The 23,693-nt window shown below is 59.5% G+C and carries 19 protein-coding genes; 8 read left to right on the forward strand and 11 right to left on the reverse strand.

The features are described 5' to 3' along the window. Window positions 1–38 precede the first annotated feature (38 nt). The 3 genes from VITFI_RS15135 (at window position 39) to VITFI_RS15145 (ending at window position 6,266) form a co-directional block, all read left to right on the forward strand. Window positions 39–2,255, forward strand: coding sequence for a cyanophycin synthetase (locus tag VITFI_RS15135; protein WP_089417684.1), 2,217 nt, complete (start codon window positions 39–41; stop codon window positions 2,253–2,255). 90 nt (window positions 2,256–2,345) lie between these two features. After that, entirely contained in the window at window positions 2,346–4,919 is a 2,574-nt protein-coding gene (cphA, locus tag VITFI_RS15140; protein WP_089417685.1) for a cyanophycin synthetase, read from the forward strand. Window positions 4,920–5,003: 84 nt separating this feature from the next. Next, window positions 5,004–6,266 (forward strand): putative Na+/H+ antiporter, encoded by a 1,263-nt coding sequence (locus VITFI_RS15145; RefSeq protein WP_089417686.1) that lies wholly within the window; start codon window positions 5,004–5,006, stop codon window positions 6,264–6,266. 6 nt (window positions 6,267–6,272) lie between these two features. Here VITFI_RS15145 and VITFI_RS18730 read toward each other — a convergent pair whose 3' ends face one another. Then, window positions 6,273–6,794, reverse strand: coding sequence for a serine O-acetyltransferase (locus VITFI_RS18730; RefSeq protein ID WP_089417687.1), 522 nt, complete (start codon window positions 6,792–6,794; stop codon window positions 6,273–6,275). A gap of 197 nt (window positions 6,795–6,991) precedes the next feature. Between VITFI_RS18730 and VITFI_RS15155 the strand changes: the two genes are divergently transcribed. Then, on the forward strand, window positions 6,992–8,149 hold the full coding sequence (locus VITFI_RS15155) for an ABC transporter substrate-binding protein (RefSeq protein ID WP_198301516.1): 1,158 nt from the start codon (window positions 6,992–6,994) through the stop codon (window positions 8,147–8,149). A gap of 13 nt (window positions 8,150–8,162) precedes the next feature. Here VITFI_RS15155 and VITFI_RS15160 read toward each other — a convergent pair whose 3' ends face one another. Next, window positions 8,163–9,107, reverse strand: coding sequence for a glycosyltransferase family 2 protein (locus tag VITFI_RS15160; protein ID WP_089417689.1), 945 nt, complete (start codon window positions 9,105–9,107; stop codon window positions 8,163–8,165). 108 nt (window positions 9,108–9,215) lie between these two features. Here VITFI_RS15160 and VITFI_RS15165 point away from each other — a divergent pair, with 108 nt between their 5' ends. Genes VITFI_RS15165 through VITFI_RS15180 form a run of 4 tightly spaced genes read left to right on the forward strand, consistent with a single transcriptional unit; the run spans window position 9,216 to window position 13,592 of the window. Further along, window positions 9,216–10,199: a glycosyltransferase family 2 protein gene (locus VITFI_RS15165; RefSeq protein ID WP_089417690.1), complete on the forward strand. Its 984-nt coding sequence runs from the start codon at window positions 9,216–9,218 to the stop codon at window positions 10,197–10,199. Beyond that, on the forward strand, window positions 10,196–10,642 hold the full coding sequence (locus tag VITFI_RS15170; protein ID WP_089417691.1) for a GtrA family protein: 447 nt from the start codon (window positions 10,196–10,198) through the stop codon (window positions 10,640–10,642). The genes VITFI_RS15165 and VITFI_RS15170 overlap by 4 nt, the downstream gene beginning before the upstream one ends. Beyond that, entirely contained in the window at window positions 10,639–12,108 is a 1,470-nt protein-coding gene (locus VITFI_RS15175; RefSeq protein ID WP_157725718.1) for a hypothetical protein, read from the forward strand. Before VITFI_RS15170 ends, VITFI_RS15175 begins: the two co-directional genes overlap by 4 nt. After that, window positions 12,105–13,592: a hypothetical protein gene (locus VITFI_RS15180; protein ID WP_089417693.1), complete on the forward strand. Its 1,488-nt coding sequence runs from the start codon at window positions 12,105–12,107 to the stop codon at window positions 13,590–13,592. Before VITFI_RS15175 ends, VITFI_RS15180 begins: the two co-directional genes overlap by 4 nt. A gap of 9 nt (window positions 13,593–13,601) precedes the next feature. Here VITFI_RS15180 and VITFI_RS15185 read toward each other — a convergent pair whose 3' ends face one another. From VITFI_RS15185 to VITFI_RS15225, 9 genes are read right to left on the reverse strand one after another with little or no spacing between them, the layout of a single operon-like run. After that, window positions 13,602–14,660: an NAD-dependent epimerase/dehydratase family protein gene (locus VITFI_RS15185; protein WP_089417694.1), complete on the reverse strand. Its 1,059-nt coding sequence runs from the start codon at window positions 14,658–14,660 to the stop codon at window positions 13,602–13,604. Continuing rightward, on the reverse strand, window positions 14,657–15,307 hold the full coding sequence (locus VITFI_RS15190) for an HAD family hydrolase (RefSeq protein WP_157725719.1): 651 nt from the start codon (window positions 15,305–15,307) through the stop codon (window positions 14,657–14,659). The genes VITFI_RS15185 and VITFI_RS15190 overlap by 4 nt, the downstream gene beginning before the upstream one ends. After that, window positions 15,304–17,184 (reverse strand): thiamine pyrophosphate-binding protein, encoded by a 1,881-nt coding sequence (locus tag VITFI_RS15195; RefSeq protein WP_089417696.1) that lies wholly within the window; start codon window positions 17,182–17,184, stop codon window positions 15,304–15,306. Before VITFI_RS15195 ends, VITFI_RS15190 begins: the two co-directional genes overlap by 4 nt. Window positions 17,185–17,199: 15 nt before the next feature. After that, a complete protein-coding gene (locus VITFI_RS15200) occupies window positions 17,200–17,985 on the reverse strand; it encodes an aldolase/citrate lyase family protein (RefSeq protein WP_089417697.1) in 786 nt (261 codons plus the stop codon). Window positions 17,986–18,035: 50 nt separating this feature from the next. Further along, window positions 18,036–19,352, reverse strand: coding sequence for a lipopolysaccharide biosynthesis protein RfbH (gene rfbH, locus VITFI_RS15205; protein WP_089417698.1), 1,317 nt, complete (start codon window positions 19,350–19,352; stop codon window positions 18,036–18,038). Window positions 19,353–19,359: 7 nt separating this feature from the next. Beyond that, window positions 19,360–20,463 carry a CDP-glucose 4,6-dehydratase gene (gene rfbG, locus VITFI_RS15210; protein ID WP_089417699.1) on the reverse strand — a complete coding sequence of 368 codons (1,104 nt, stop codon included), beginning with the start codon at window positions 20,461–20,463 and terminating at the stop codon, window positions 19,360–19,362. Continuing rightward, on the reverse strand, window positions 20,460–21,242 hold the full coding sequence (rfbF, locus tag VITFI_RS15215) for a glucose-1-phosphate cytidylyltransferase (RefSeq protein WP_089417700.1): 783 nt from the start codon (window positions 21,240–21,242) through the stop codon (window positions 20,460–20,462). Before rfbF ends, rfbG begins: the two co-directional genes overlap by 4 nt. Before the next feature lie 28 nt (window positions 21,243–21,270). Beyond that, window positions 21,271–22,281 (reverse strand): CDF family Co(II)/Ni(II) efflux transporter DmeF, encoded by a 1,011-nt coding sequence (gene dmeF, locus VITFI_RS15220; RefSeq protein ID WP_198301517.1) that lies wholly within the window; start codon window positions 22,279–22,281, stop codon window positions 21,271–21,273. Beyond that, on the reverse strand, window positions 22,278–23,678 hold the full coding sequence (locus tag VITFI_RS15225) for an aminotransferase-like domain-containing protein (RefSeq protein WP_089417702.1): 1,401 nt from the start codon (window positions 23,676–23,678) through the stop codon (window positions 22,278–22,280). The genes dmeF and VITFI_RS15225 overlap by 4 nt, the downstream gene beginning before the upstream one ends. Window positions 23,679–23,693 lie beyond the last annotated feature (15 nt).

The following is a 23,693-nucleotide window of genomic DNA, read 5'->3' on the forward strand; positions in this document are numbered from 1 at the left end:
GACACTTGTTCCCCTTGTTTGTACCTCTCACCCGCTCTATGAACACCGCACCTCGACGAGACATCACCCTTGAGCGCATCACCTATCTGCGCGGCCCCAACATCTGGACGTACCGGCCGGTGATGGAAGTCTGGCTGGATTTGGGCGAGCTGGAAGACTACCCCTCCAACCTGCTGCCCGGCTTCAATGACCGCCTGTTGGCCCTGCTGCCCGCGTTGGAGGAACACCACTGCGGCGTCGGGGAACGCGGTGGTTTCATCCAGCGCCTGCGGGAAGGGACGTGGGCCGGGCACATCCTCGAACACTGCGTCATTGAGCTGCTCAACCTGGCGGGCATGCCCACCGGCTTTGGTCAAACGCGCAGCACCAGCCGCCACGGCGTTTACCGCATGGTGTTCCGCGCCCGCAACGAAGAAGTGGGGCGCGTCGCCCTGCAACAAGGCCACGCGCTGCTGAGTGCGGCGCTCAACGATGAAGCCTTCGCGGTGCCCGCTGCCGTCGAGGCCATTCGCCAAGCCATCGACGATTGTTACCTCGGCCCGTCCACCGCCAGCATCGTGGCGGCGGCGACGGATCGCGGCATCCCGCACATCCGCTTGAACGATGGCAACTTGGTGCAACTCGGCCATGGTGCGCGCCAGCGCCGCATCTGGACAGCCGAAACCGACCTGACCAGCGCAATCGCCGAAAACATCGCCTGCGACAAGGATCTGACCAAAACCTTGTTGACCTCGGTCGGCGTGCCCGTGCCCGAAGGTCAGGTGGTGGACAGCCCCGCCGAAGCCTGGGAAGCCGCCGAAGACATCGGCCTGCCCGTGGTGGTCAAGCCCACCGACGGCAACCATGGCCGGGGTGTGAGCCTCGATCTGCGCACCCGCGAGGAGGTGGAAGCCGCGTGGCCCATCGCCGATGCGGAAGGTAGCGAGGTGATCGTCGAGCGCTACATCCGGGGCGATGAACACCGGGTGTTGGTGGTGGGCGGCAAGGTCGTGGCGGCCACACGCGGCGAAAGTCTGTGGATCACCGGCGATGGCCGCTCCACCGTGGTGCAGCTCATCGACAGCCAGCTCAACACCGACCCGCGTCGCGGCGAGGCCGAGGAGTTTCCGCTCGAAACCATCAAGCTGGATCGCGAGCCGGTGATTCGCCTGGTGCTGGAACGCCAAGGCTTGACCGGGGAATCGGTGCCCGCTGCGGGCCGTGAAGTGTTGGTGCAACGCAACGGCAACCTCACCATCGATTGCACCGATGACGTCCACCCGGATGTGGCCCAAATCGTCAGCTTGGCCGCCCGCGTGGTCGGGCTGGACATCGCCGGCATCGACCTGGTGACCACCGACATCGGCAAACCCCTGGCCGAAACGGGCGGGGCCATCGTCGAAGTCAACGCCGGGCCGGGGCTGCTGATGCACCTCAAGCCCGCTGAAGGCCAACCGCGCCCGGTCGGCCAAGCCATCGTCGATCACCTGTTCCCCGATGGCGACGCCGAACCGCACATTGGCCGCATTCCCGTCGTCGGCGTGGCCGGCACGCGCCGCAGCAGCTTGATCGCCCGCGCCGTGGCTTGGCTCATCCACTTGAGTGGCCGCCACACCGCGCTGGCCTGCGACGACGGCCTGTTCGCCGGCAACCGCCGCATTGAGCGCGCCCGCTTCCGCAACAACCACCAGTTCTGGGACGCGGGCCACCGCCTGCTGATGAACCGCGAGGCCCGCGCCGCCGTGTTCCAAAACCCGCCGGCCCTGATCCTCGACGATGGTTTGCCGTACGACCGCTGCCACGTCGGCCTGGTGACCGATTTCGACGGCTTCACCGGCCTGGAACACCACGATGTGCGCGACGCCGAGCAGCTCTACAAGGTGTTGCGCACCCAAATCGACGTGGTGTTTGCCGACGGCGCCGGCGTGCTCAATGCCGACGAAGCCGCCGTGCTGTCCCTGGCCGAACTGTGCGACGGCGAGGTGGTGCTTTACACCCAACAAGGAGCCGATGGGCTGTCGGCGGCGGTGCGTGATCACCTGGCTGCGGGCGGTCGGGCAGCGGTGCTGCGCCACGGTTGCGTGCGGTTGGTCAGCGCCCAGGGCGAACAACTCGGCGTGGACGCTCGCAAAGTGCTGGCCCGCCACGGTTTGGCCGACGATGCCGCTTACACCGAGGCCCTGTTGGCCGCTGCGGCCACGGCCTGGGCGTTTGGCATCTCGCCCGAACTGATCGGTGCCGGACTGGAGACGTTTGAACTGCACGCCCCCGCCTGACTGTCGTCTGGTTTTTCCCCTTCCCCACAGCGGCAAGGGGGCCTGCGGGCCTCTTTGACCGCGTTCTGAAGCTGTATTGCCCCTCCCGCCATGGACATCTCCCGCATCCGCGCCCTGCGTGGCCCCAATCTCTGGAGCCGCCACACCGCCGTCGAAGCCATCGTCGCCTGCGAGCCTCACGAATGTGCGTTGACCGATCTGCCCGGCTTTGAAGCCCGCTTGCGTGCCCTGTTCCCAGGTCTGGGTGCGCTGCGCCAAGCGCCGGAACAGTCGTCGCTGGCCCATGTGCTGGAAACCGCCACCTTGGCGCTGCAAGCCCAAGCGGGCTGCCCGGTGAGCTTTTCGCGCACCACGCAGACGGTTGAAGCCGGCACCTACCAGGTGGTGGTCGAGTACAGCGAAGAGCCGGTCGGGCGCAAAGCCTTGGCCGCTGCCGAAGCCCTGATCCAAGCCGCCCTCAGCGAAGGCAGTTTCGACGTCGATGCCACCTTGGCCGAGCTGCGTGAACTCGATGAGGATGTGCGTTTGGGCCCGTCCACTGGCAGCATCGTGCAAGCGGCGGTGGCGCGGGGCATCCCGTTCCGGCGCCTGACCTCGGGCTCGTTGGTGCAACTGGGCTGGGGCAGCAAGGCCCGGCGCATTTGGGCAGCGGAGGTCGATTCGACCAGCGCCGTGTCCGAATCCATCGCCCAAGACAAGGATTTGACCAAGACGCTGCTGCGCGCCGCTGGCGTGCCCGTGCCGCTGGGCCGGCCGGTGGATTCGGTGGATGAGGCTTGGGAGGTGGCGCAGGAGATCGGCCTGCCGGTCGTGCTCAAGCCGCAAGACGGCAACCAGGGCAAGGGCGTGACGGTGAACATCGTCAGCCGCGAACACCTGGAAGTCGCCTACAAAGCGGCCGAAGACATCGGCCAAGTCATGGTCGAAAAATACCTGCCGGGCAGCGATTTCCGCTTGCTGGTGGTCGGTAACAAGCTGGTGGCCGCCGCCCGACGCGATCCGCCGCAGGTGATCGGCGATGGTATCCACACGGTGCGCCAACTGGTCGAGCAGGTCAACGCCGACCCGCGCCGGGGCGACGGCCATGCCACTTCGCTCACCAAAATCCGCTTCGACGACATCGCCGTGGCCCGTCTGGCGCTGCAAGACTTGCAACCGGATTCGGTGCCCGAGAAGGGCCGGCGCGTCATTCTGCGCAACAACGCCAACCTCTCGACCGGCGGCACCGCCACCGATGTGACCGACGATGTGCATCCAGAAGTGGCCGCCCGCGCCGTGGCCGCTGCGCAGATGATCGGCCTGGACATCTGCGGCGTGGACGTGGTGTGCGAAAACGTCATCCGCCCGCTGGAAGAACAAAGCGGCGGCATCGTGGAAGTCAACGCCGCGCCGGGGCTGCGCATGCACCTCTCGCCCAGCTTTGGCAAGGGCCGGGCGGTGGGTGAAGCCGTGATCAACCACCTGTACGCCCCGGGCGAAGACGGGCGCATCCCGGTGATTGCCGTCACCGGCACCAACGGCAAGACCACCACCACCCGTTTGGTGACACACCTGCTGGCCGCCAGCGGCCTGCGCGTCGGCATGACGAACACCGATGGCGTGCATGTGAATGGTCGCCAGATCGATTCGGGCGATTGTTCCGGCCCGAAAAGCGCCCGCAACGTGCTGATGAATCCGGACGTGGACGCTGCGGTGTTCGAAACCGCCCGAGGCGGCATCCTGCGCGAAGGCTTGGGCTACGACCGCTGCCAAGTGGCCGTCGTCACCAACATCGGCGCGGGCGATCACCTGGGCCTGAACTACATCACCACGGTGGAAGATTTGGCGGTGTTGAAGCGCGTGATCGTACAAAACGTCGCGCCCAACGGCTACGCCGTGCTCAACGCCACCGACGCGCACTGCGTGCCCATGGCCAAGGTCTGCCCCGGCGACGTGATTTACTTCGCGCCGGATCGCCATCATCCCGTGCTGGCCACGCACCGGGCGCAGGGCAAGCGCTGCATTTACGTGGAGAACGGCCACATCGTCGCCTGCGAGGGCAACTGGCGCGAGAACCTGCCGCTGGCCGAAGTGCCGCTGACTCGCGGTGGCCTCATCACCTTCCAGATTGAAAACGCCATGGCCGCTGTGGGCGCCGCATGGGGTGTGGGCCTGAGCTGGGACGCCATCCGCGCCGGCCTGGCCAGCTTCGTCAGCGACAGCGACAACGCCCCTGGCCGCTTCAACTTGATGGACTACCACGGCGCAACCCTCATCGCCGACTACGGCCACAACCCGGACGCCATGCGCGCCTTGGTGTCCGCCGTGAACGCGCTGCCGGGGCAACGGCGCTCGGTGGTGATTTCGGGCGCGGGGGATCGCCGCGACGAGGACATCCGCGAGCAAACCCAAATCCTGGGTGCGGCGTTCGACGACGTGATCCTGTACCAAGACGCCTGCCAGCGTGGCCGCGAAGACGGCGAAGTGCTGGGCTTGTTGCGCCAAGGGCTGGAAGGCGCCCCGCGCACCACGCACACCGAGGAAGTGCGCGGCGAGTTTGCGGCCATCGACCGGGCGCTGTCGCGGCTGCGTCCGGGGGATTTGTGCCTGGTGCTGGTGGATCAGGTGGAGGAAGCGCTGGCGCATTTGGCCCAACGCATGGGGGAACCGCCGCTGGGGGCTTGAGTCACACAGGCCAAGGCAAGGGCACGGCCTCGCTGGAGGCGGGGCGAACCACGCCACGTTCACCGTCACCACGGAGCCTGCTTGATGACCCCCACTGCCATCCAAATGGTCGGCGCGGTGCTGTTTGCACTGGCGCTGCTGCATTCGTTTTCCACCAAGTACTTCGAGCACCTGGCGCACACCCAACCGCGCCATGCGGGGTTGTGGCACTTGTTGGGAGAAGTCGAAGTGGTGTTCGGCTTCTGGGCCATGGTGCTGATGCTGTGGATGTTCGCCCTGCTCGGTCGCACCGAGGCCGTGGCTTATCTGGACTCGCGCAACTTCACCGAACCGTTGTTTGTGTTCGCCATCATGGTGGTGGCTGGCACGCGCCCGATCTTGCAGCTCGCAGCGGCCCTGGTGCGGCAACTGGCCCGCTTCTTACCGCTGCCCACCGGCATGGCGCTGTACTTCTTATTGCTGGCCTTCGTGCCCTTGCTCGGCTCGTTCATCACCGAGCCGGCAGCCATGACGCTGGCCGCCCTCATGCTGCGCGACACCTTGTTCAGCCACCCCATCTCCACCCGGCTCAAGTACACGACCCTGGGGGTGCTGTTCGTCAACATCTCGATCGGCGGCACCCTGACCCCTTTTGCAGCGCCGCCCGTGCTGATGGTGGCCGCCAAGTGGAATTGGGACGTGTGGTTCATGATCAGCCACTTCGGTTGGAAAGCCGCCGTGGCCGTGATCATCAACGCCGCTTCGGCCATGCTGCTGTTCCGCCATGAACTGGGCCACATGGCCAAACGCGCCCCGGCCAACCCCGCAGAAGCCCCGGTCCCCGCGACGGTCATGGGGGTGCATGTGCTGTTTCTGGCCTTGGTGGTGGTGTTCGCCCATCACCCGGCGGTCTTCATCGGGCTGTTTCTGTTCTTCCTGGGCTTCACGACCGCCTACCAGCGCCACCAAAGCCCGTTGATCCTGCGCGAAGCCCTGCTGGTGGCATTCTTTCTGGGTGGCCTGGTGGTGCTGGGCGGCTTGCAAGCTTGGTGGCTGCAACCCCTCTTGATGGGCATGGATGCCACGGCGGTTTTCTTCGGCGCCACCGCCCTGACCGCCATCACGGACAACGCCGCCCTCACCTATTTGGGTTCGTTGGTCGAAGGTTTGAGCCAAGAATTCAAAATTGCCCTGGTTGCGGGGGCCGTCACTGGGGGAGGATTGACGGTGATCGCCAACGCCCCCAACCCCGCTGGGGTGGCGATTCTGCGCGGCCAGTTCGACGAGGGGGCCATTCACCCGCTGGGGCTGCTCGTCGGCGCCCTCCCGCCGACGCTGGTCGCTGTGCTGGCCTTCCAAGTGCTGTAAGAGGCTTCACGCCGAGCGAGGACGCGATGCCACCACACGCGCCGGAATCCCCACCACTGTGGCACCGGCGGGCACGTCCGCTGTGACCACGGCATTGGCGCCGATGCGCGCATGATCCCCAATCCTCACCGGGCCGATGATCTTGGCACCCGCACCGACATCGACATGCCCCCCCAAGGTGGGCACTCCGTCCTGCGTGGCGCCAATCGTCACTTGCTGGAACAGCAGGCAATTGGGCCCAATCACCACCGAGGGGTGAATCACCACCCCGTTCGGATGGGGCAGCAGCAACCCACCGCCCAACTGGCAGAGCAAGGGAATGTCCGCCCCGGTCACGACCGACCAAAAACGGTGCCGCAGCACCGCCCACTTGCACACCCACCACGACAAAGGCCCCCAAGGCCGCGCCTGGTGGCGTTGCCAGCAACGGATCGCCGCCAACAGCGCTTGTGCCGGCTGCCAACTCCAGGGCGCCAGCGCTTCACGAGACCAATCAGGCTCGGTGGCAGAAATGGGGTGAATCGACATGTTGTGGTTCCTTGTCACACCAGGGGCTGTAGGGGCAAGTGGTCGCTTGGTTGCAACAGCCATCGCACGTATACCCAACTTCAAAGCACTTGCACGTCAGCACCTCATGGCCTCCCCACTAGACTGTGCATCCGGTCAAACCTCTACAGACTTGACTCCAGAATTTTCAATCAGTGATTTCACAGGAGAGACCTTCCATGCACACTCCCCCAGCATCCATGTGGCCACGCCGTCAACTGCTGCAAGCCGTCGGCGCAGGCTGCCTGGCCAGCCTTTCTCCCTGGAGCCACGCCGCCAAGGATGACGAGATTGTCATCGGTCAATCGGTTCCCCTGAGTGGCGTCCTGGCCGACACTGGCCGCGACATGGCCATGGGTGGCAAGATCTGCTTTGATGCCATCAACAGCCAGGGCGGTGTGCAAGGCCGAAAAATTCGTCATGTGATATTGGACGATGGTTACGACGTCGAGCGTACCCTGGCCAACACCCATGAGCTGCTGCAAAAACACGAGGCACTGGCGTTGTTTGGATTTGCAGGCACCGGCAACATTCAGCGCCTTCTGGCCGACAAGGTGTTGGCCAACGCCGGGGTGGCACTGGTCGGGCCTTACACCGGGGGTGAGCCTTTGCGCACGCCTTACAACCCTTGGATTTTCCACATCCGCGCCAGCTACGCCGAAGAAACATCGGCCATGGTCAAACAACTGGTGTTCAGCGGCATCACCAACATCGGTGTGTTCTACCAAGACGATGCGTTTGGCCAGTCGGGCTTGCAAGGGGTGGTGAGCGCCTTGGCGGCGGCCAATCTGGACCTGACCGTCGCCGCCTCGTTCCCCAAGAATACCGAGTTGGTCGATTCCGCCGTACAAGCCATTGCAGCCAAAAGCCCGCAAGCAGTGATTTTGATCGCCACCAACCGCCCGGTGGCTGCCTTTTTGCAGAAGTACCGTGCGTTGTCCAAGAGCGCCTTGTTCTTCAACATTTCGGTGGTCAACCCCAAAGCGATCGTGCAGTTTGCGGGGGCGGATGCTCGGGGCCTGTCCATTGCCCAGGTGGTGCCGGATCCGAACGGTACCAAACCCATCGCCCAAAGCTACCGGGCCGATTTGGCCAAGTTTGGTGCGGGTGCGCAGGTGTCCAGCTCCAGTTTTGAAGAATATGTGGCAGCCAAGGTGCTGATCGAAGGGCTGCGACGCGCCAAAACCCTGACCCGCGCCGGGGTGATCGCGGGGTTGGAATCGCTGGAACGCCTGGATTTGGGCGGCCACGTCATTGGCTTTGACCCGAACAACCGCTTGGGGTCGCATTTTGTGGAGATGGCTTCGCTGCGCAGCGATGGCCGGCTGATCCGCTGACGGCAGCCTGCCCTCACATGGCTGGGGCCTGATACCAGCCCACCGCCCACAGCAACGCATCCAGCCGATCACGCCGGCGGAAGTATTGATAGCCACCGCGCCACCACCACAGCAGTTTGGCCCAACTCCCACCGGGCCGGACAAATTGCTCGTGGCGACGCAAGATGGCCTCCGTCCCCGGAAGCCAATGCGCTTGGGCAGGCAGCAGGGTCGCACGGACGTGAGGGGCCATCTTCAAACCCATGGTCAGCATCAGACCAGCACGCCGCCGAGGCGGTACGGTGTCATTGGTCACGGGTTCGGCGCGAGCGCCGGCAGCGCCCAGCGCGTTGCTGCCATGCTGGCGGTACAACAGCAGCGCTTCCGGGATGAACACCCGCCGCCCCGTGGCCTCGGCCAACAGGGCGGCCTGACAGTCAAACGGAATGCTGGGCACATGCTGCACCATCAGGGCCCGCAGCGGTGCATTGATCATCATGGCAGCGCCCTGCACCGGATTGGCCAGCAGCACCGACGCCAATCCACCGGCTCGGCCCCGATCTCCGATGAAACGGGCATGCAGCGGTTGCAAGTGGGCATCGGACACCACCGCGTCGCAATGCACCAAGACAGGAAGCTGTGGGGGCTGGGCCTGCATCACGGCCAATGTTCGTTCGATTTTGTGGGGCAACCACGCATCGTCTTGGTCACAGAACATGGCCCAGGGCGACTGGGACAGGCGCAGCAGCGCGTGAAAATTGCCGTTGAAGCCTAAGTTGCCCAGCGTGTCACGCACCACGACGATGCGGTCATCGGCTTGGGCCAACTGCTCAATCAGCGCGGGCGTGGCGTCGCGTGAGCCGTCATCGCGCACCAGCAAGCGCCAATCCGTGAAGGTTTGCCGCTGAAGCGACGCGATTTGCTCACGCACGTGCGCCGCGCCGTTGTAGGTGGCTAGGAGGATGTCGACGCTGGCCATGGGAGTCTGGTGAGCTTGGGCTGGAGAGGTATCAAGCGTACCCCACACGGTGCTTCGTTATGATCCCCCTACTTTGGGCCAAGCGCTCAGTGACTCTCTTTTTTTGTCATGCCCCTCATCAGCATCGTCACCAGCTGCCTCAACGAAGAAGACAACGTTGAGGAATTGCATCAACGCATCCGGGCTCAGTTTGAAGACCGCCCCGGCTACGATTTTGAGCATCTTTTCGTGGACAACGGTTCAACCGATGCCACCGTACAGCGCATCAAAAACCTGGCTGCCGCAGACAGCCGCGTCAAACTGATCGTGAATGCGCGGAATTTTGGCCATATTCGCTCACCGATGCATGGGATGTATGAGGCCAGTGGCGATGCAGTGGTTTGCATGGCCTCGGATCTGCAAGACCCCCCCGAGTTGATTGACGATTTTTTGCGCCACTGGGAAGCAGGGTTTCTTATTGCGATTGGTACCAAACCCCGCACACGCGAAACTTGGGCCATGGCTGTGATACGGCGACTGTATTACAGAACACTGGGACGCATGTCTGACGTGCCTCTCATTCCTGACTACACCGGATTTGGCCTCTACGACCGTTCAGTGGTTGAAATCGTTCGGAAAATCGATGACCCTTACCCTTATTTTCGGGGTCTGATTGCAGAATTGGGCATCAACTATGCCTGTGTTGAGTTTGAGCAACCCCGTCGCATTCGGGGTATCACAAAAAATAACTTTTACACCCTGTATGACATGGCCATGCTCGGCCTGACCAGTTACTCCAAATTTCCGCTACGCCTAGCGACCTTGAGCGGTTTTTTATTAGGCGGCCTCAGCCTTTTAATTTCTTTGGTTTACTTGGTATTAAAGATTACTTTCTGGAATCAGTTCGCAATTGGCACCGCCCCTGTGCTCATTGGCGTTTTCTTTTTTGCAGCCGTTCAGTTGTTCTTCATTGGGCTGGTGGGTGAATATGTGGCTTCCATTCACACCCAAGTGGCCCGCCGCCCATTGGTGATTGAGCGAGAACGTGTCAACCTTCCAGACAGCCCACATTTGCCGCGCCACTCCGGGCAACACCATGGCTCACAATCATGAGGACTTGGCGTTCGAAATGGCTGCGACTGCCGCGCCAACTCCGCTATCTTGTGGTGGGTGGACTCAACACTGGCTTTGGTTACAGCCTTTTCGCATTGAGTTATCTGAGCCTGCGTGCTTGGCTCCCCCACATGGTGATTCTGGTCATCAGCCATGTGCTGGCCGTTAGTTTTTCTTTTTTCACGCACAGCCGCTGGGTGTTCACCGACACCGGCACATCCACATGGCGCCACGTCGGACAGGCTTGGGTTCGTTTCCAAGTGTCCTATCTCGGCCTGTTGGGTTTGGGTTTGATCGTGAACGCCATGCTGCTGCGTTACGTCACCCCGTCGGTGTGGTGGGCCCAAGCCGGGGCCACCGGAATCGGTGTTTTGGCAGGTTATTGGATCCACCGCCATTTTGTTTTTCAACATGCTACCGCCGCCAAGCCGGCCTCACCATGACATCCTCCCCTCCATCACGCGAGCTGAATCAGCTGGAATGGCTTTCGGTCAGCTATCTGTGTCTCCCCATTTTGGTTTTTTTACTGGGATGGCTGCGCTGGCCCTATGCACTGATTCTGGGATTGCTCACCCTGATCGGCTGGGCAACGGTTTCGCATCGGCGAACGCTTAACTGGCCTTCCTTGAATCGGTGGGGTTGGCTCGGGATCACCATCGTGGCCTGTGCCTGGGTGGCCCTCAGTGGACTCGTCAGCCCCTTTTTCTTGAACGCGGACTGGTTGGTTCGCATGTCCGTGCTGCGGGACTTAACTGTAGGCGACTGGCCCGTCGGTTACGGCACGCTCGATGCCGACCACCAAAACCTGCTGTTGCGCCTGCCCATGGGTTACTACTTGGTTCCTGCATTACTCGGCAAGGTACTGGGGGGAACTGAAGCTGCCGGTCGCTGGATGCTGGCACTTTGGACGGTCTTGGGCGCTTTCTTATTTTTGGCGATGACTGTGGCAAACAGCCAAGGCGAGGGTCGCTGGCGTGGCCTTTGGATACCTTTGCTGCTGGCTGTTGGATTCAGTGGCATGGATGTCATCGGCGGGCTGGTGCATCGGCATGGTTGGCCCCCAACTGGGGCACACATTGAATGGTGGGCCGAGTTATTCCAATATTCATCAAACACCACCCAGTTGTTTTGGGTGCCGAACCACTCACTCCCCGGTTGGATCGCGGGTTTGCTGATTTGGCGCCACCGTGAACAGGGTTTGAGTTTGGGTGCCAGTGCCTTGCTGATGCTGGGTGTGGTGACGTGGGCTCCCTTGGTGGCCATTGGATTGGCTCCCTTGTTGTTTGTTTGCAGTTTGCGCGGCCAAACTTGGATGGGCTGGGTTCGCGAGTGGGGCCGCCTGGACGTGTTGGCTTTGCTGCTGCCCGGTTTTTTCATGGCCCGATTTATCACCTTTGGCGTGCCCTCCGAAGCAGCGGGCACTTTGGCCGAAGCAGGCCCGCTGGGGCCGGTGGTAGCGCGCTTGGTGATGTTTTCGTTACTCGAATGGGCGTTGTTGGCGTGGGTGGTCTTCCGCGCAGGCGAACGCTCGTGGGTGTTCTGGCTGGCTGCGGCTGAATTGCTCTTACTGCCTCTGCTGCGTTTCGGGCCGGGCAACGACATCGTCATGCGAGGCGGCATTCCAGCATTGACGATCATGATGTGTGCCGCCATGACGCTTCTCAGCCAACATGCACCCAAGCATCGCAGTTTTCAATGGGCGACATGGTTCATCCTTGCCGCAGGGGCTGTCACGCCTTATCAAGAAATCAGCCGCGTCTTGGTTGAAGGAGATCGATTTGAAAGTCAGGGTCAAAACTTTATTCAAATTAACGGTACACCATGGCACTATATCGGAGAACTGCAAGGAACTTGGTTATCTCATGTTTTAGAGAGCCCCAAAATCACCCTTCCAGAGTTGAATAAATGACCACACCCTCAAGAAACGAACCCATCCAAGACACGCGAGCCTTAACTGGCTTGGCTGTCGGGCTCATGATTATGATGGCAGCCGCCATTTTCGCCAGCATCGTAGTTCAACATCAGTTTGGCGGCTATGACTTGTCCCCACTGATCGACTTAGGGTGGCGCCTACGCTCCGGACAATTCCCTCATCAAGACTTTATTAACACACTCCCCCCCCTTTTAATTATTCTCATCCAAGCCACCACATGGGGACAACCGCACTGGCAAGACCTCACATCCATCGCCGCCCTGTTCACGCTTTTAACATTTATCACCATCTACATTTCGACCCCCAATACCGATCGCAGCACAACCCGCATGGCTTACACTGCCATGATCCTGTGCATACCCACCGTCTACACTAATCATATCTGGCACTCATCCATATCACAAATGAGTGCCATCCTGCTGATTCATTCCATTCAAGTCAGCCACAACAAACCCAATTCAATATATTCACTTGTTTTTATTTTTATATCAGCCGGATTGGTTGCCATAAGCAAGCAAAACATTGCCCCAACATTCATTATTCTCACCATCATTGGCAGCATTCTGTTCAAAAACCGCAAGGCTTTAGTCTCTACTATCATTGCAGGTTCAATGGCCGGTATCATGGTTAGCGCACAGCTAACCCACCAGTCTTTACAGGGTTTTATTGCGATTTACCAATCTGCAGCTGGCCGTGCCACTCCCCCAACAGAAATGCTGCAAGACATCAGCAGCAGTTTTTACAATCAATGCCTGCTGGTGATCACAATAGGGGCTTTGGCAATAGCTTACAAAAACAGAAAAAATACCCCATCCACCACAAAGAAATTCATGGCTCTCATGGTCGCAGGATCTTTCGTTCCAGCGCTCACCGACTGGGATTCAAAATTCAACAACATCCCCCTTATTTTATTCACGCTGACATACTTCACTCCAATTTTTACCTCACCCCAGAAAAATAGCCAACCCGTTATCTCTCGGATGACATTTCTTCTGGGGGCCACTGCACTCGTCTTAGCAACTCACGGAGGATGGGTTCGGGATCGAATGATGAACGTAGGGCCATTTTACGAACAAAGCGATGCCTACACATTTCGAGGAGGATATTTTCACGGCCTTACCAGTGGCCCCCTCATGTCTAACATCCTTCATGCACTCTCAGAACTAAAACCCCATCTAAAAGAAAAGCGAGTTTTCTTCGGCCCACGCCTAGAGTTTGGCTACCAACTCACAGAAAGCAAGTCACCCCGATTTTTCCCACTTTGGTGGCACCCTGGCACATCATACTCAGAAAAACAAACACCCATCATAATCAAAGCATTTGAAACTGCCGACTTTGATATTCTGGTCTTCTTTGCAAACGATCGAACACGAATGCCCATTGAATTACTAGAAAAAATCCACACCACCTATGCACTAACGCACATATTGGGCGAAATTCACATTTATACAAAAATATAAACGACAGCCTCATCCTGTGGCAAAACTTGCAGTCCTGACAATGGCCAACTCAAGAGGTGTCCACACATCCAACCCCATCGACTTGGCCATCTCAATCGATGGCAAGTAGCAATTACGCTCTCCATTGCTGGAGGTAGCACAACGTGGTACCTCAACACCGTGCGCGTTCGGCGCCAACAGCGCACATACCCGTTGAGCCAACTCTAATATCGATATTTTTTTATCCGATCCAATATTCACACACGCTCCAGCAGGAGCTTCTAACAAAAGCAACAGCAACCATACTGCCAAATCCGCTCCATACAAATAGCTGCGAAGTGCTTCCCCTGCCGATGACAGTTGTATAGGACGCCCCGCCAATGCATCACGAATGAAATTCCCAATCGCAAAATGCCCGTCAAGTGCCAATCCAGGCCCGACGAATGCAAAGCAGCGCGTATAAACAATGGCCGTACCGTGGCGTTGCGAATGCAATGCTGCCAGCAATTCTGTCAGGCGTTTACCCTCACCATAGGCGCTGCTTGGCTGGGTCGGGTCACACGCTATCTGCGCATTGTCTGGAATCCCAGTAGCAGCCCATTCGTTGGGAATTGCGCCAAATTGCGCACCAGACCCAGTTAACAGCATGCGCCGAACACCCGCCCGCTCACAGAATGCCACCATTTGACGGGCACTGGCGAGCAAGTTATCCAAAACGTCTTGCTTATTGATGTGCGCACTGGCCACTGTGTCGGTGGCTGCATGGAGCAGCAAATCGTGAGAGCCTTCGCCTGGCCAAGGCTCACGCACATCACCGGCACGCAGGCTCAGCCACGGTTGCTTGGCACACCATGGCTGCTGCGCCAGAAACCTCTGAGGGTCACGGCTCAGTGCTGTGACTTCAAACCTCACACCACGTTGGTACAGGAGCGCCAGCAGTGCCAGCAGGCTCTTACCAAAGAAACCAGTGGCACCAGTCAGGTAGAGGCGATGGCCGTCTAGCGCAGAACAGCGCTGAAGCAGCGGATCGCCTAAGCGCTCGAAGTCTTCCCCCAAAAAACCGGCCAAATCGAAAACAGAATTGCTCATCTAGAGGTCACCCAATCAAATAGGTCACTCATAGACTCCAACACCACATCGCAGACATGTTCATCCACCTCGTGACGACCGTACCCATATCGTGCAAATCCGAACGGCACTTCTGCATCACGGGCCAAATCAAAATCACTCCGTGAATCCCCAACCATCAATGCATGCGCTGGTTGGCAATTCAGCTCAGCCAGCACAGTCAGCAAATGGCGCCGATCAGGCTTAGGATACGGAACTGCATCAGCACATGAAACCACTTGAAAAAAGGGAACCAATGCTAATTCAGCGAGTACTTTTGTAGCCAAAGCGGTTGGCTTTTTCGTACATACAGCCAGCCCTATTCCTTCACTCTTCAACGCGGTAAGTATCTCCCGAACACCTGTGTACAAGCTTTCAGGCGGTGTTGGGTGTTGCGCGTAACGTTTACGAAACTCTGCCAGATCCTGTTTTGGGGTAGTACTGTACGTGCCGAATACTCGCCGAATCATAACCTCTCCCCCGAGGCTGACACTGCTGTGAAGTACCTCCTGCGGAGGAAAACTTGTACACCCACGCTCCACCAGCATTTCACGGAAAATCGCCACACATACACCAACACTATCGACCAGTGTGCCATCCAAGTCGAAAACAATCGAACGAAGCTTCACTCGCCAATCCTCTGTAATTGATTCATCACAGCCATCAACTCATCACGGGGCAAAAATGGTGACATATCTTCCAATGAAGGCGATGCCATCGAACCATCAGGCATGCGCCGTGAAGCCAACTTAGGAGAAAAATTCTGCCATTTATCAACCACCACCTCACATACACACGGTTCATCATCAGCCAGAACACAACTTAGCACGGCTGTCAAATCCTCACCTACCACCACTCGATGGACACAAAAACCAAAGGAGGCCGCAATTTTGCAGAAATCAGGAAAACTAACGCCACTATCAGAATCACATCCACTCACATTATCTGGAAAATAATTACCCTGCGTCTCCCTAATCGAATGATACCCATCATTATTCAAAATAAAAATCTTAATGGGCAAGCGCAAAAAAATGATGGTTTGCAACTCCTGCAAATTCATCATAATACTTCCATCCCCAGCCAGACAAATTACTCTACGACCAGGCATTGATACCGCAGCCCCCAGCGCAGCTGGCAAATCGTAGCCCATTGATGCAGCGCCTGAGTTTGTAAACAAACGCTGCCCCCCTCGTAGGCGAGCGGCTTGGAATGTAATAACGCAAGCACTACCGTTGGCCGTCACAGCAAGATCATCCGCCCGCATGGCATCAAACAGTTGCTGCACAAAAATATATGGGTTAATTACCCTCGCGCTCTTTTTATATTCAGGCAATACAGTTGGATAACGCTCATTTAAAAGCTTAGCTGCTATCACATGATCTTTACGCCGCTGCTTAATTTCCACGGGCACCGGCTCACGATCAAAGACTGATAGCAATGCAGGCACAAAGTCACGCAAATCCGCATGAATTGGCACATCGACCTGTAAGGTCGGCTTACTCAATTCCGCAGCATCCACATCAACCATGACAAGTTTGGCCAGCCTGGCAAAAGCGCGGAAATTATAGCTGATCTGCCGAATATTAAGACGACAGCCTAGCACGATTACCAAATCAGCCGTCTGCACTAAAAAATTACCTGGCCGATCACCTACTGTTCCAGGCCGGCCACAATGCAGTGGGTGATCAGTCGGTAGAACATCATGCGCATTCCAAGCAGAAAGCACAGGAATTTCGAGCTGATCCACCAGCATTAAAAAAGCTTCATGCACGCCGGCACTGCGAATACCCGTGCCCGCTAACAACACTGGCCGACGTGCCTGTTCCAGCAACTCAGCAACATACGCCGCTTTGGATTGCAACGCCTCTCCGAGTAACCTATCCTGTTCTGCGAGAGTGTTCGGATGAACGTCCTGCAAACTATCTGGATCATTTGGTTGGAACTGTCGAAGCTGCATCGGGTCGATCAGTGCGCCTTGCACATCTATAGGCACATCCAACCAAACGGGGCCAGGCCGGCCCGTGCGAGCAAGCCACAGGGCCTTTTGCACCAAGTAAAGTGCTTCTTGTGGGTCTGCAACTACTTTTGCAAACTTGGTGATGGTTTTCACCATCGGAACAATCAAAACCTCCTGATCCCCCAACTGGCGCAGTGGCAAGTTCGGATAACTGCTGGCCAAAGTTTCACGCTTAACCTGCCCTGAAATCACCACCATCGGAACAGAGTCGGTATAGGCACCATAGACTCCGTTGAGTGCATTGATTCCCCCTGGACCCGTAGTTACATTGACCGCTGCCATGCGACCTGACATACGAGCATAACCTTCTGCGGCCATAGCACAGGCCTGTTCGTGATGGCAATACGTGACATGCATGCCAGCATGCCGGCTAAATGCGTCGTTAAGGTGCATAGCACCACCACCCGTTACAATAAACGCATCAGTGACACCAGCTTCCACCAAGGCATTGACCAATAAGTCGGCCACACGAACAACAGAGGACGTCATGATCAATTTCAGAAGTTATTCAAACCGAGATTTGAGCATTTTGATGCGCTTATCATCTTCTGAAGCCAACCCTTGGTAGTAGGCCTGTTTATTTTCGAGCCATAACAACTCAAATTCCCCAGCCAGCTCGATCGCCTCAGCCGCATGCCCTTGGGGTAGCAAAAATGCATCAAACACGATCTTACGGGTTTCAAATCTTGTCAGCCCCACCTGTTCAATCTCAGTGAGAGCCGGCACAGCTTCAACCGATACGGCCCCTCCCACCACCAAATTCAGCCCAACCTGTTTGCAAGCCTGAGCAGTGGCAGTAACGGCCTGCGTCACTTCAGTACTCTGAATGACATCTCGCCCGTATCCAAGAGAGCCTGCAAAGTCGACTCGCCCAAACACCACCCCGTCTACACCTTCAGGCGCACTGGCTGTCGCGATAAGCGCATTTAAATTCTGATATCCAGTGATAGTCTCAAGATTAAACAAGAAATCTGTACACTCCTGCTCTTCTGAGCTATAAATCTTATTTTTAGCTTCAATGAACTTTTTCAGAGCATAGGGCGTCTCCACCATCGGTGCAATGATGTAATCTACACCATACTGTTTGGACTCAATCAAGTCCCGCACCGCCTCACAGCCACCAATTTTTAGCGCAACCTTCAGCCCCGCCAACCGCGCCAAATGCAGCAACCGTAAAAACTCGTCGTGCCGAGTTCCTTCAGCCTCAAATTCAGCCTTAACTGCATCAAAACCAAACGCCGACTTACCCCGACGAAGGATTTCCAGCATGCGTCGCTCATAATGATTCATGGTACGGATCTTTCGTTGAATACATATCACCGGGAAAAGGCAAATGGATACTAAAACCCACCGCCCACAAACTCACAAATCGTCTGCGCCGCAAACGCCAGTTGCTCTTCGCTCAAACCGGGGTAGAGGCCGATCCAGAAAGTGTCGTTCATCACCACATCGGTGTTCGTCAGCGGCGCGGGCGTGCGCAGGTTGCGACCTTGCATGTAGGGCTGGCGCGTCAGGTTGCCAGCAAACAGCAGCCGGGTGCCGATGCGCTTTTCGTCCAGATGCGTGAGCAAATCCACCCGTCGCAGGTTGGCTTCGGGCTTGATGGTGATGGGGTAACCAAACCACGAAGGCTCACTGCCCGGCGTCGCTTCCGGCAGCAGCAGGAATTCTTCACAGGGCTTCAACCGCTCGGTGAGGAATGCAAAATTGCGCCGGCGGGCCTCAATGAACCCTTCAAGCCGATCCAGTTGCGCCAGGGCGCAGGCGGCTTGCATGTCGGTGATTTTGAGGTTGTAGCCCAGGTGGCTGTAGGTGTATTTGTGGTCGTAACCCTCCGGCAGGCTACTGGCCTTTTGGCAGAAGCGCTTGCCGCAGGTGTTGTCGCGACCCGGGGCGCACCAGCAATCGCGGCCCCAATCGCGGAAGGATTCGGCGGCGCGACGCAGCACGTCGTTGTTGGTGAAAACCGCCCCGCCCTCGCCCATGGTGATGTGGTGCGCGGGGTAAAAGCTCAGGGTGGCGATGTCACCAAACGTGCCCACCTTGCGACCTTGGTAGGTGGAGCCCAGGGCGTCGCAGCAGTCTTCCACCAGCCACAACTGGTGTTTTTGGCACAGCGCCGTCACCACCTCCAGGTTGAAGGGGTTGCCCAGCGTGTGCGCCAGCATGATGGCCTTGGTTCGCGGGGTGATCGCTGCCTCTAACTGGCTGACGTCGATGTTGTAGGTCGGGACATGCACATCCAGCAAAACCGGCACCGCGCCAAGCTGCAAAATGGGGTTCACCGTGGTTGGAAATCCGGCTGCCACGCCGATGACTTCATCTCCCGGCTGAATCGCACGAGCCCCCAGCAGCGGGGATGTCAGGCTAGCCAGGGCCAGCAGATTGGCCGATGACCCTGAGTTAACAGTCATGACGTGCTTAACACCCAACCACGCCGAGAGTCTTTGCTCAAATGCCGTGTTGAACCGGCCAGCCGTCAGCCATGCATCCAGTGACGCATCGACCATGTGCCGCATTTCAGCCGCACCCACCACTTTGCCAGAGGGGGGGATGGGGGTCAGGCCCGGCTGGAAAGTCGCCTCTGGGGCGCTGACACGCGCGTACTCATCCACCAAGGCCAGAATTTGCTGGCGCAGTTGTTGTGCAGTTGTCATACCAATCTCAAAGTGAGGGAAGCTGCGCCGCAGCGTAGTCCGCGATTTGCCGGCGCGTCACACAGGCCATATCCGCCCTTGCCCGCCAGGCAGCGTGCCAGCGCCAGCTCAGGGCCAGCGCCTCAGGCAGCGTCAGGCGACCTTGCCAACCAAGCTGCTGCTGGGCTTGGCTGGCATCCAAGCGCAACGCAGCAGCCTCGTGCAAAGCTGCGGGCGGCGCCTCGATGCGGGCCTCAGGCACAGCGATGCCATCGGCACGCGCCAGGGCTTGCAGCCCTTGCACCAGCGCCAGCACGGGTTGGCACTGCGCCGCATCGGGGCCAAAGTTCCAAGCCCGAGCAAAGCGGGCCGGTTCGGCCAGCAAGCGCTCCGCCAGGGTGATGTAACCGGCCAGCGGCTCCAGGACATGCTGCCAAGGGCGCACGGCATGCGGTTGGCGCAGCGTCACGACTTGGCCAGCGCTGCATGCGGCCAGCAAATCGGGCACCAGGCGCTCGGGCGTCCAATCGCCGCCGCCGATGACGTTGCCGGCACGCACCGTCGCCAAGCCCACCCCGCGTTCGGTGAATTGAAACGCGCTGCGGTAGCTCGCCGCCACCAGCTCGGTGCAGGCTTTGCTGGCGCTGTAGGGATCGTGGCCACCAAGCGGGTCGGTTTCGCGGTAGGGCCAGGGCCAGCCGGGTTGTTCTTGGTAGCACTTGTCGGTTGTCACCACCACCACGGCGCGCACACTGGAACAGGCTCGCGCCGCTTCCAGCACATGCGCGGTGCCCATGACGTTGGTGGAGAACGTCCCCAGCGGCTCGTGGTACGAAGTGCGCACCAACGGTTGCGCAGCGAGGTGGAACACCACATCCGGCTGGGCGGCGTGCAAGGCGGCGTTCACGGCGGCGGCGTCGCGCACATCGGCCAGGGTGTGGCCGGCGCAGACGGCTTGCACGCCCGCCACCTCAAACAAATTGGGCGTGGTGCTGGGCGCCAGGGCGTAGCCATGAACCTCAGCGCCTAAGCTATGCAGCCAGTGCGCCAGCCAGCCGCCCTTAAAACCCGTATGGCCCGTGAGAAACACGCGCCGACCCTGCCAGGCCGCCGCATTCGGCAATGCACTCATGGCCACACTTTCCAAGGCGCACGGCCTTCGGCCCAAAGTTGCTCCAAGTGGTTGCGATCCCGCAGCGTGTCCATGGGCTGCCAAAAACCGGTGTGTTGAAACACGCTCAACTGGCCGCGCTCGGCCAAGGTTTCCAGCGGCTCTTGCTCCCACATGGTGCCATCGCCTTCGATCAAGTGGATCACCTCGGGCGAGAGCACGAAGAAGCCACCATTCACCACCGCCCCGCCATCCCCACGCGGTTTTTCTTTGAAGCTGCGCACACGCTGGTTTTCGAAATCAATGTCGAGAGCGCCGAAACGGCCCGGCGGCACAGTGGCCGTCACCGTGGCCTGCACGCCGCTGGCACGGTGATGCGCCACCAAGGCGGTGATGTCCACATCGGCCACGCCATCCCCATACGTGAAACAGAACGCCTCTTCACCCGCGAGGTAACGCGCCACACGCTTCAACCGCCCGCCGGTGCCGGAGTTGGCGCCCGTGTCCACCAAAGTGACGCGCCACGGTTCAGCGTACTGTTCGTGAACCTCCATGCGGTTGGTACGCAGGTCGAACGTCACATCGGAGGTGTGCAAGAAGTAGTTGGCGAAGTACTCTTTGATCAGGTAGCCCTTGTAGCCGCAGCACACGATGAAGTCCGTGATGCCGTGCGCGGCATAGATTTTCATGATGTGCCACAGGATGGGCTGACCACCGATGTCGATCATCGGTTTGGGGCGCAGGTGGGTTTCTTCGGCAATCCGGGTGCCCAGGCCCCCGGCAAGGATCACGGCTTTCATCGCGGTTCAGAACGATCAGGAAGCAAGATCATCGCATGCGCGCCCCCTCCCCTGGGTTTTCGATGTGATCTGGACAAACGTGAATTTCAATCGTGCAATGCACCAGCTCCTCATGCACGGACAACCACCTGCGCACCACATTGGCCGTCAGGGCTGCGTCGTGGGTGAGCAGGGTCAGTGCGCAGGCATGCTGATCCTTGGCGACGCGCCAAACGTGCAAGTCTGTCAAATGCGTCCCTGATGACGCGCCTTGTTCGCTGATGACCTCGCGGATTTCTGCCACCACCGGCGCATCCATCTCCCGATCGAGCAGCACGTTGGCAGTGCTCGCCAACAACCCGCGTGCCCAGACCGCCACCAACACCGCGCCCACCAAACCCATCACCGGATCGAGCCACGCCCAGCCCCAGCGCCACCCAGCGGCCAAGGCGACCATCGCCAGCACCGAGGTCAGCGCATCGGTCACCACATGCACGTAGGCGGCGCGCAGGTTCAAATCCCCTTCATGGGCATGAGCGTGACCGTGGTGATGATCATGGGCGTGTCCATGCCCGTGATCGTGGCCCGGGTGACTGTGCCCACCATGCCCCGACAGCAGCAGCGCACACCCCAAGTTCACCAGCAACCCCAAGGCCGCCACGCCCAAAGCTTGGCCGTAGTGAATCTCTTGCGGGGCCATCAAGCGTTCCACCGAACCCCACACCATCAAGCCTGCCACGCCCAGCAACAGCAGCGCACTGGCGAACCCACCCAACACCTCGATCTTCCAGGTGCCAAAGGCATAGCGCGCATCCGCCGCGTGCTGGCGCGACAGCCGGTAGGCCCACACGCTCAACCCAATCGCCACGGCGTGGGAACTCATGTGCCAGCCGTCGGCCAACAGCGCCATGGAGTTGAAAACCAGCCCGGCGGCGATTTCCAACGCCATCGTCGCCAGCGTGATCCACATCACCCAGGCGGTGCGACGTTCGGCTGTGGGGTTCGGCAGGTGGAAATGGTGCTCGTGCGTCCAGGGACGCAAATCGTGGGTCATGCTCATCGGGCCGCCTCGATATGGGTTTGGAGAAAAGCGTACAAGCGCGCATCCAAACTGAACGCCACGTTGAAGCGCATCCAGGGTGTGGGCTGCATGTCCGCGAGGAACAGGTGGCCGGGGCCAAGCATGATGTCTTGCTCGGCGGCTTGGTTCGAGAGGGCCACGGTGTCCGTCAGCAGCGGATGGCGCGCCCACAAAAACATCCCCGCTTTGGGTTCGGCGAACAGCTCGAAACCCAGTGCCGCCAACTGCGTGGCCACATGCTGGTGCGCCTGCGCCAGCCGCTCGCGCAGGGCTTTGAGGTGCTTGCGCCAGCGTCCTTCGGTCAGGGCGCCATGGGCCAGGCGCTCGCCGAATTCTGCCGACGTCAGGCCAGAAATCATCTTGAGCTGGGCCAGGTCTTCCACCACGTCCGGGTGCGCCACGGCAAACCCGACGCGGATGTTGGGCGAGATCGTCTTCGAATAACTGCCGATGTAAATCACCCGCGAGAGCTGATCCAAACTCGCCAGCGAGGGGCGCGGCTCGGCGTCCAAATCGAAGTAGATGTCGTTTTCCACCAGCATCAGGTCGTGTTTTTCGGCCAGTTGCAGCACGCGATGCAGTTGCGCCAGCGGCGCCACCGAACCACTCGGACTTTGCAAACGCGGTTGGGTAAAAAACACCTTGGGCCGATGTTCGGCGATGAGCTGCTCCAACCGAACCAAGTCATACCCCTGCGGTGTGCGCGGCACCCCCACCAACTTGGCCCCCTGAAAACGCAATGAAAACAACAGGTTGGCGTAACCTGGATCGTCCACCAACACCGCGTCACCGGGCCGCACCAAGCGGCGCACCGCCAGATCGAGCGCCTGGCTCGACCCCTGGGTCAACAGCACTTGGCCGACGCCGATGTGAACCTCCTGCTCGGCCAGCACGTCGGTGATGAACTGGCGCAAGGGCGGAAAACCTTTCGGGTCGCCGTAGCCGCCCAGGTCGGCATCTTCGGCGGCGAGCACGCGCAGGGCGCGGCGCAGGCCGTCTTCAAACAGCCAATCGCCGGGCAGCCAGCCGCAGCCGGCTTTGATCGCCAAATGGCGGTTCTCAAAAATTTTGCGCAGGTACCACATGGCGTCGAAGCCATCGCTGCGCGCTGCTTGCACCGCCGCCGGAGTGCCGTACGACGAACGCCGACGCACAAAAAACCCCGAGTGTGGCCGCGACACCAACCAGCCCTGCGCCACCAACCGGTCGTAGGCCTCCACCACGGTGAACACGCTGACCTGATGAGCGTGCGCAAATTGGCGGATCGACGGCAACTTGGTGCCGGCGCGCAAGGCACCCTCCTCGATCTGGGCGCGCAGACCTTCGACGATCTGTGTCACCAGGGGCGTGCTGGCATGGGGCTGGAGCTGAAGCATGGCGTGGACTGTACG

It is taken from the genome of Vitreoscilla filiformis (assembly GCF_002222655.1).
Classification (GTDB): Bacteria; Pseudomonadota; Gammaproteobacteria; order Burkholderiales; family Burkholderiaceae_C; genus Ideonella; species Ideonella filiformis.

Coding starts and splice junctions, on each gene's coding strand:
- VITFI_RS15195 (WP_089417696.1), bottom strand. CDS start 17,184: ATGACGTCCTCTGTTGTTCGTGTGGCCGACTTATTGGTCAATGCCTTG.
- VITFI_RS15185 (WP_089417694.1), bottom strand. CDS start 14,660: ATGAGCAATTCTGTTTTCGATTTGGCCGGTTTTTTGGGGGAAGACTTC.
- VITFI_RS15160 (WP_089417689.1), bottom strand. CDS start 9,107: ATGGCCAGCGTCGACATCCTCCTAGCCACCTACAACGGCGCGGCGCAC.
- VITFI_RS15180 (WP_089417693.1), top strand. CDS start 12,105: ATGACCACACCCTCAAGAAACGAACCCATCCAAGACACGCGAGCCTTA.
- VITFI_RS15145 (WP_089417686.1), top strand. CDS start 5,004: ATGACCCCCACTGCCATCCAAATGGTCGGCGCGGTGCTGTTTGCACTG.
- VITFI_RS15135 (WP_089417684.1), top strand. CDS start 39: ATGAACACCGCACCTCGACGAGACATCACCCTTGAGCGCATCACCTAT.
- VITFI_RS18730 (WP_089417687.1), bottom strand. CDS start 6,794: ATGTCGATTCACCCCATTTCTGCCACCGAGCCTGATTGGTCTCGTGAA.
- dmeF (WP_198301517.1), bottom strand. CDS start 22,281: ATGAGCATGACCCACGATTTGCGTCCCTGGACGCACGAGCACCATTTC.
- VITFI_RS15165 (WP_089417690.1), top strand. CDS start 9,216: ATGCCCCTCATCAGCATCGTCACCAGCTGCCTCAACGAAGAAGACAAC.
- VITFI_RS15170 (WP_089417691.1), top strand. CDS start 10,196: ATGAGGACTTGGCGTTCGAAATGGCTGCGACTGCCGCGCCAACTCCGC.
- VITFI_RS15175 (WP_157725718.1), top strand. CDS start 10,639: ATGACATCCTCCCCTCCATCACGCGAGCTGAATCAGCTGGAATGGCTT.
- cphA (WP_089417685.1), top strand. CDS start 2,346: ATGGACATCTCCCGCATCCGCGCCCTGCGTGGCCCCAATCTCTGGAGC.
- rfbF (WP_089417700.1), bottom strand. CDS start 21,242: ATGAAAGCCGTGATCCTTGCCGGGGGCCTGGGCACCCGGATTGCCGAA.
- rfbG (WP_089417699.1), bottom strand. CDS start 20,463: ATGAGTGCATTGCCGAATGCGGCGGCCTGGCAGGGTCGGCGCGTGTTT.
- VITFI_RS15155 (WP_198301516.1), top strand. CDS start 6,992: ATGCACACTCCCCCAGCATCCATGTGGCCACGCCGTCAACTGCTGCAA.
- VITFI_RS15225 (WP_089417702.1), bottom strand. CDS start 23,678: ATGCTTCAGCTCCAGCCCCATGCCAGCACGCCCCTGGTGACACAGATC.
- VITFI_RS15200 (WP_089417697.1), bottom strand. CDS start 17,985: ATGAATCATTATGAGCGACGCATGCTGGAAATCCTTCGTCGGGGTAAG.
- rfbH (WP_089417698.1), bottom strand. CDS start 19,352: ATGACAACTGCACAACAACTGCGCCAGCAAATTCTGGCCTTGGTGGAT.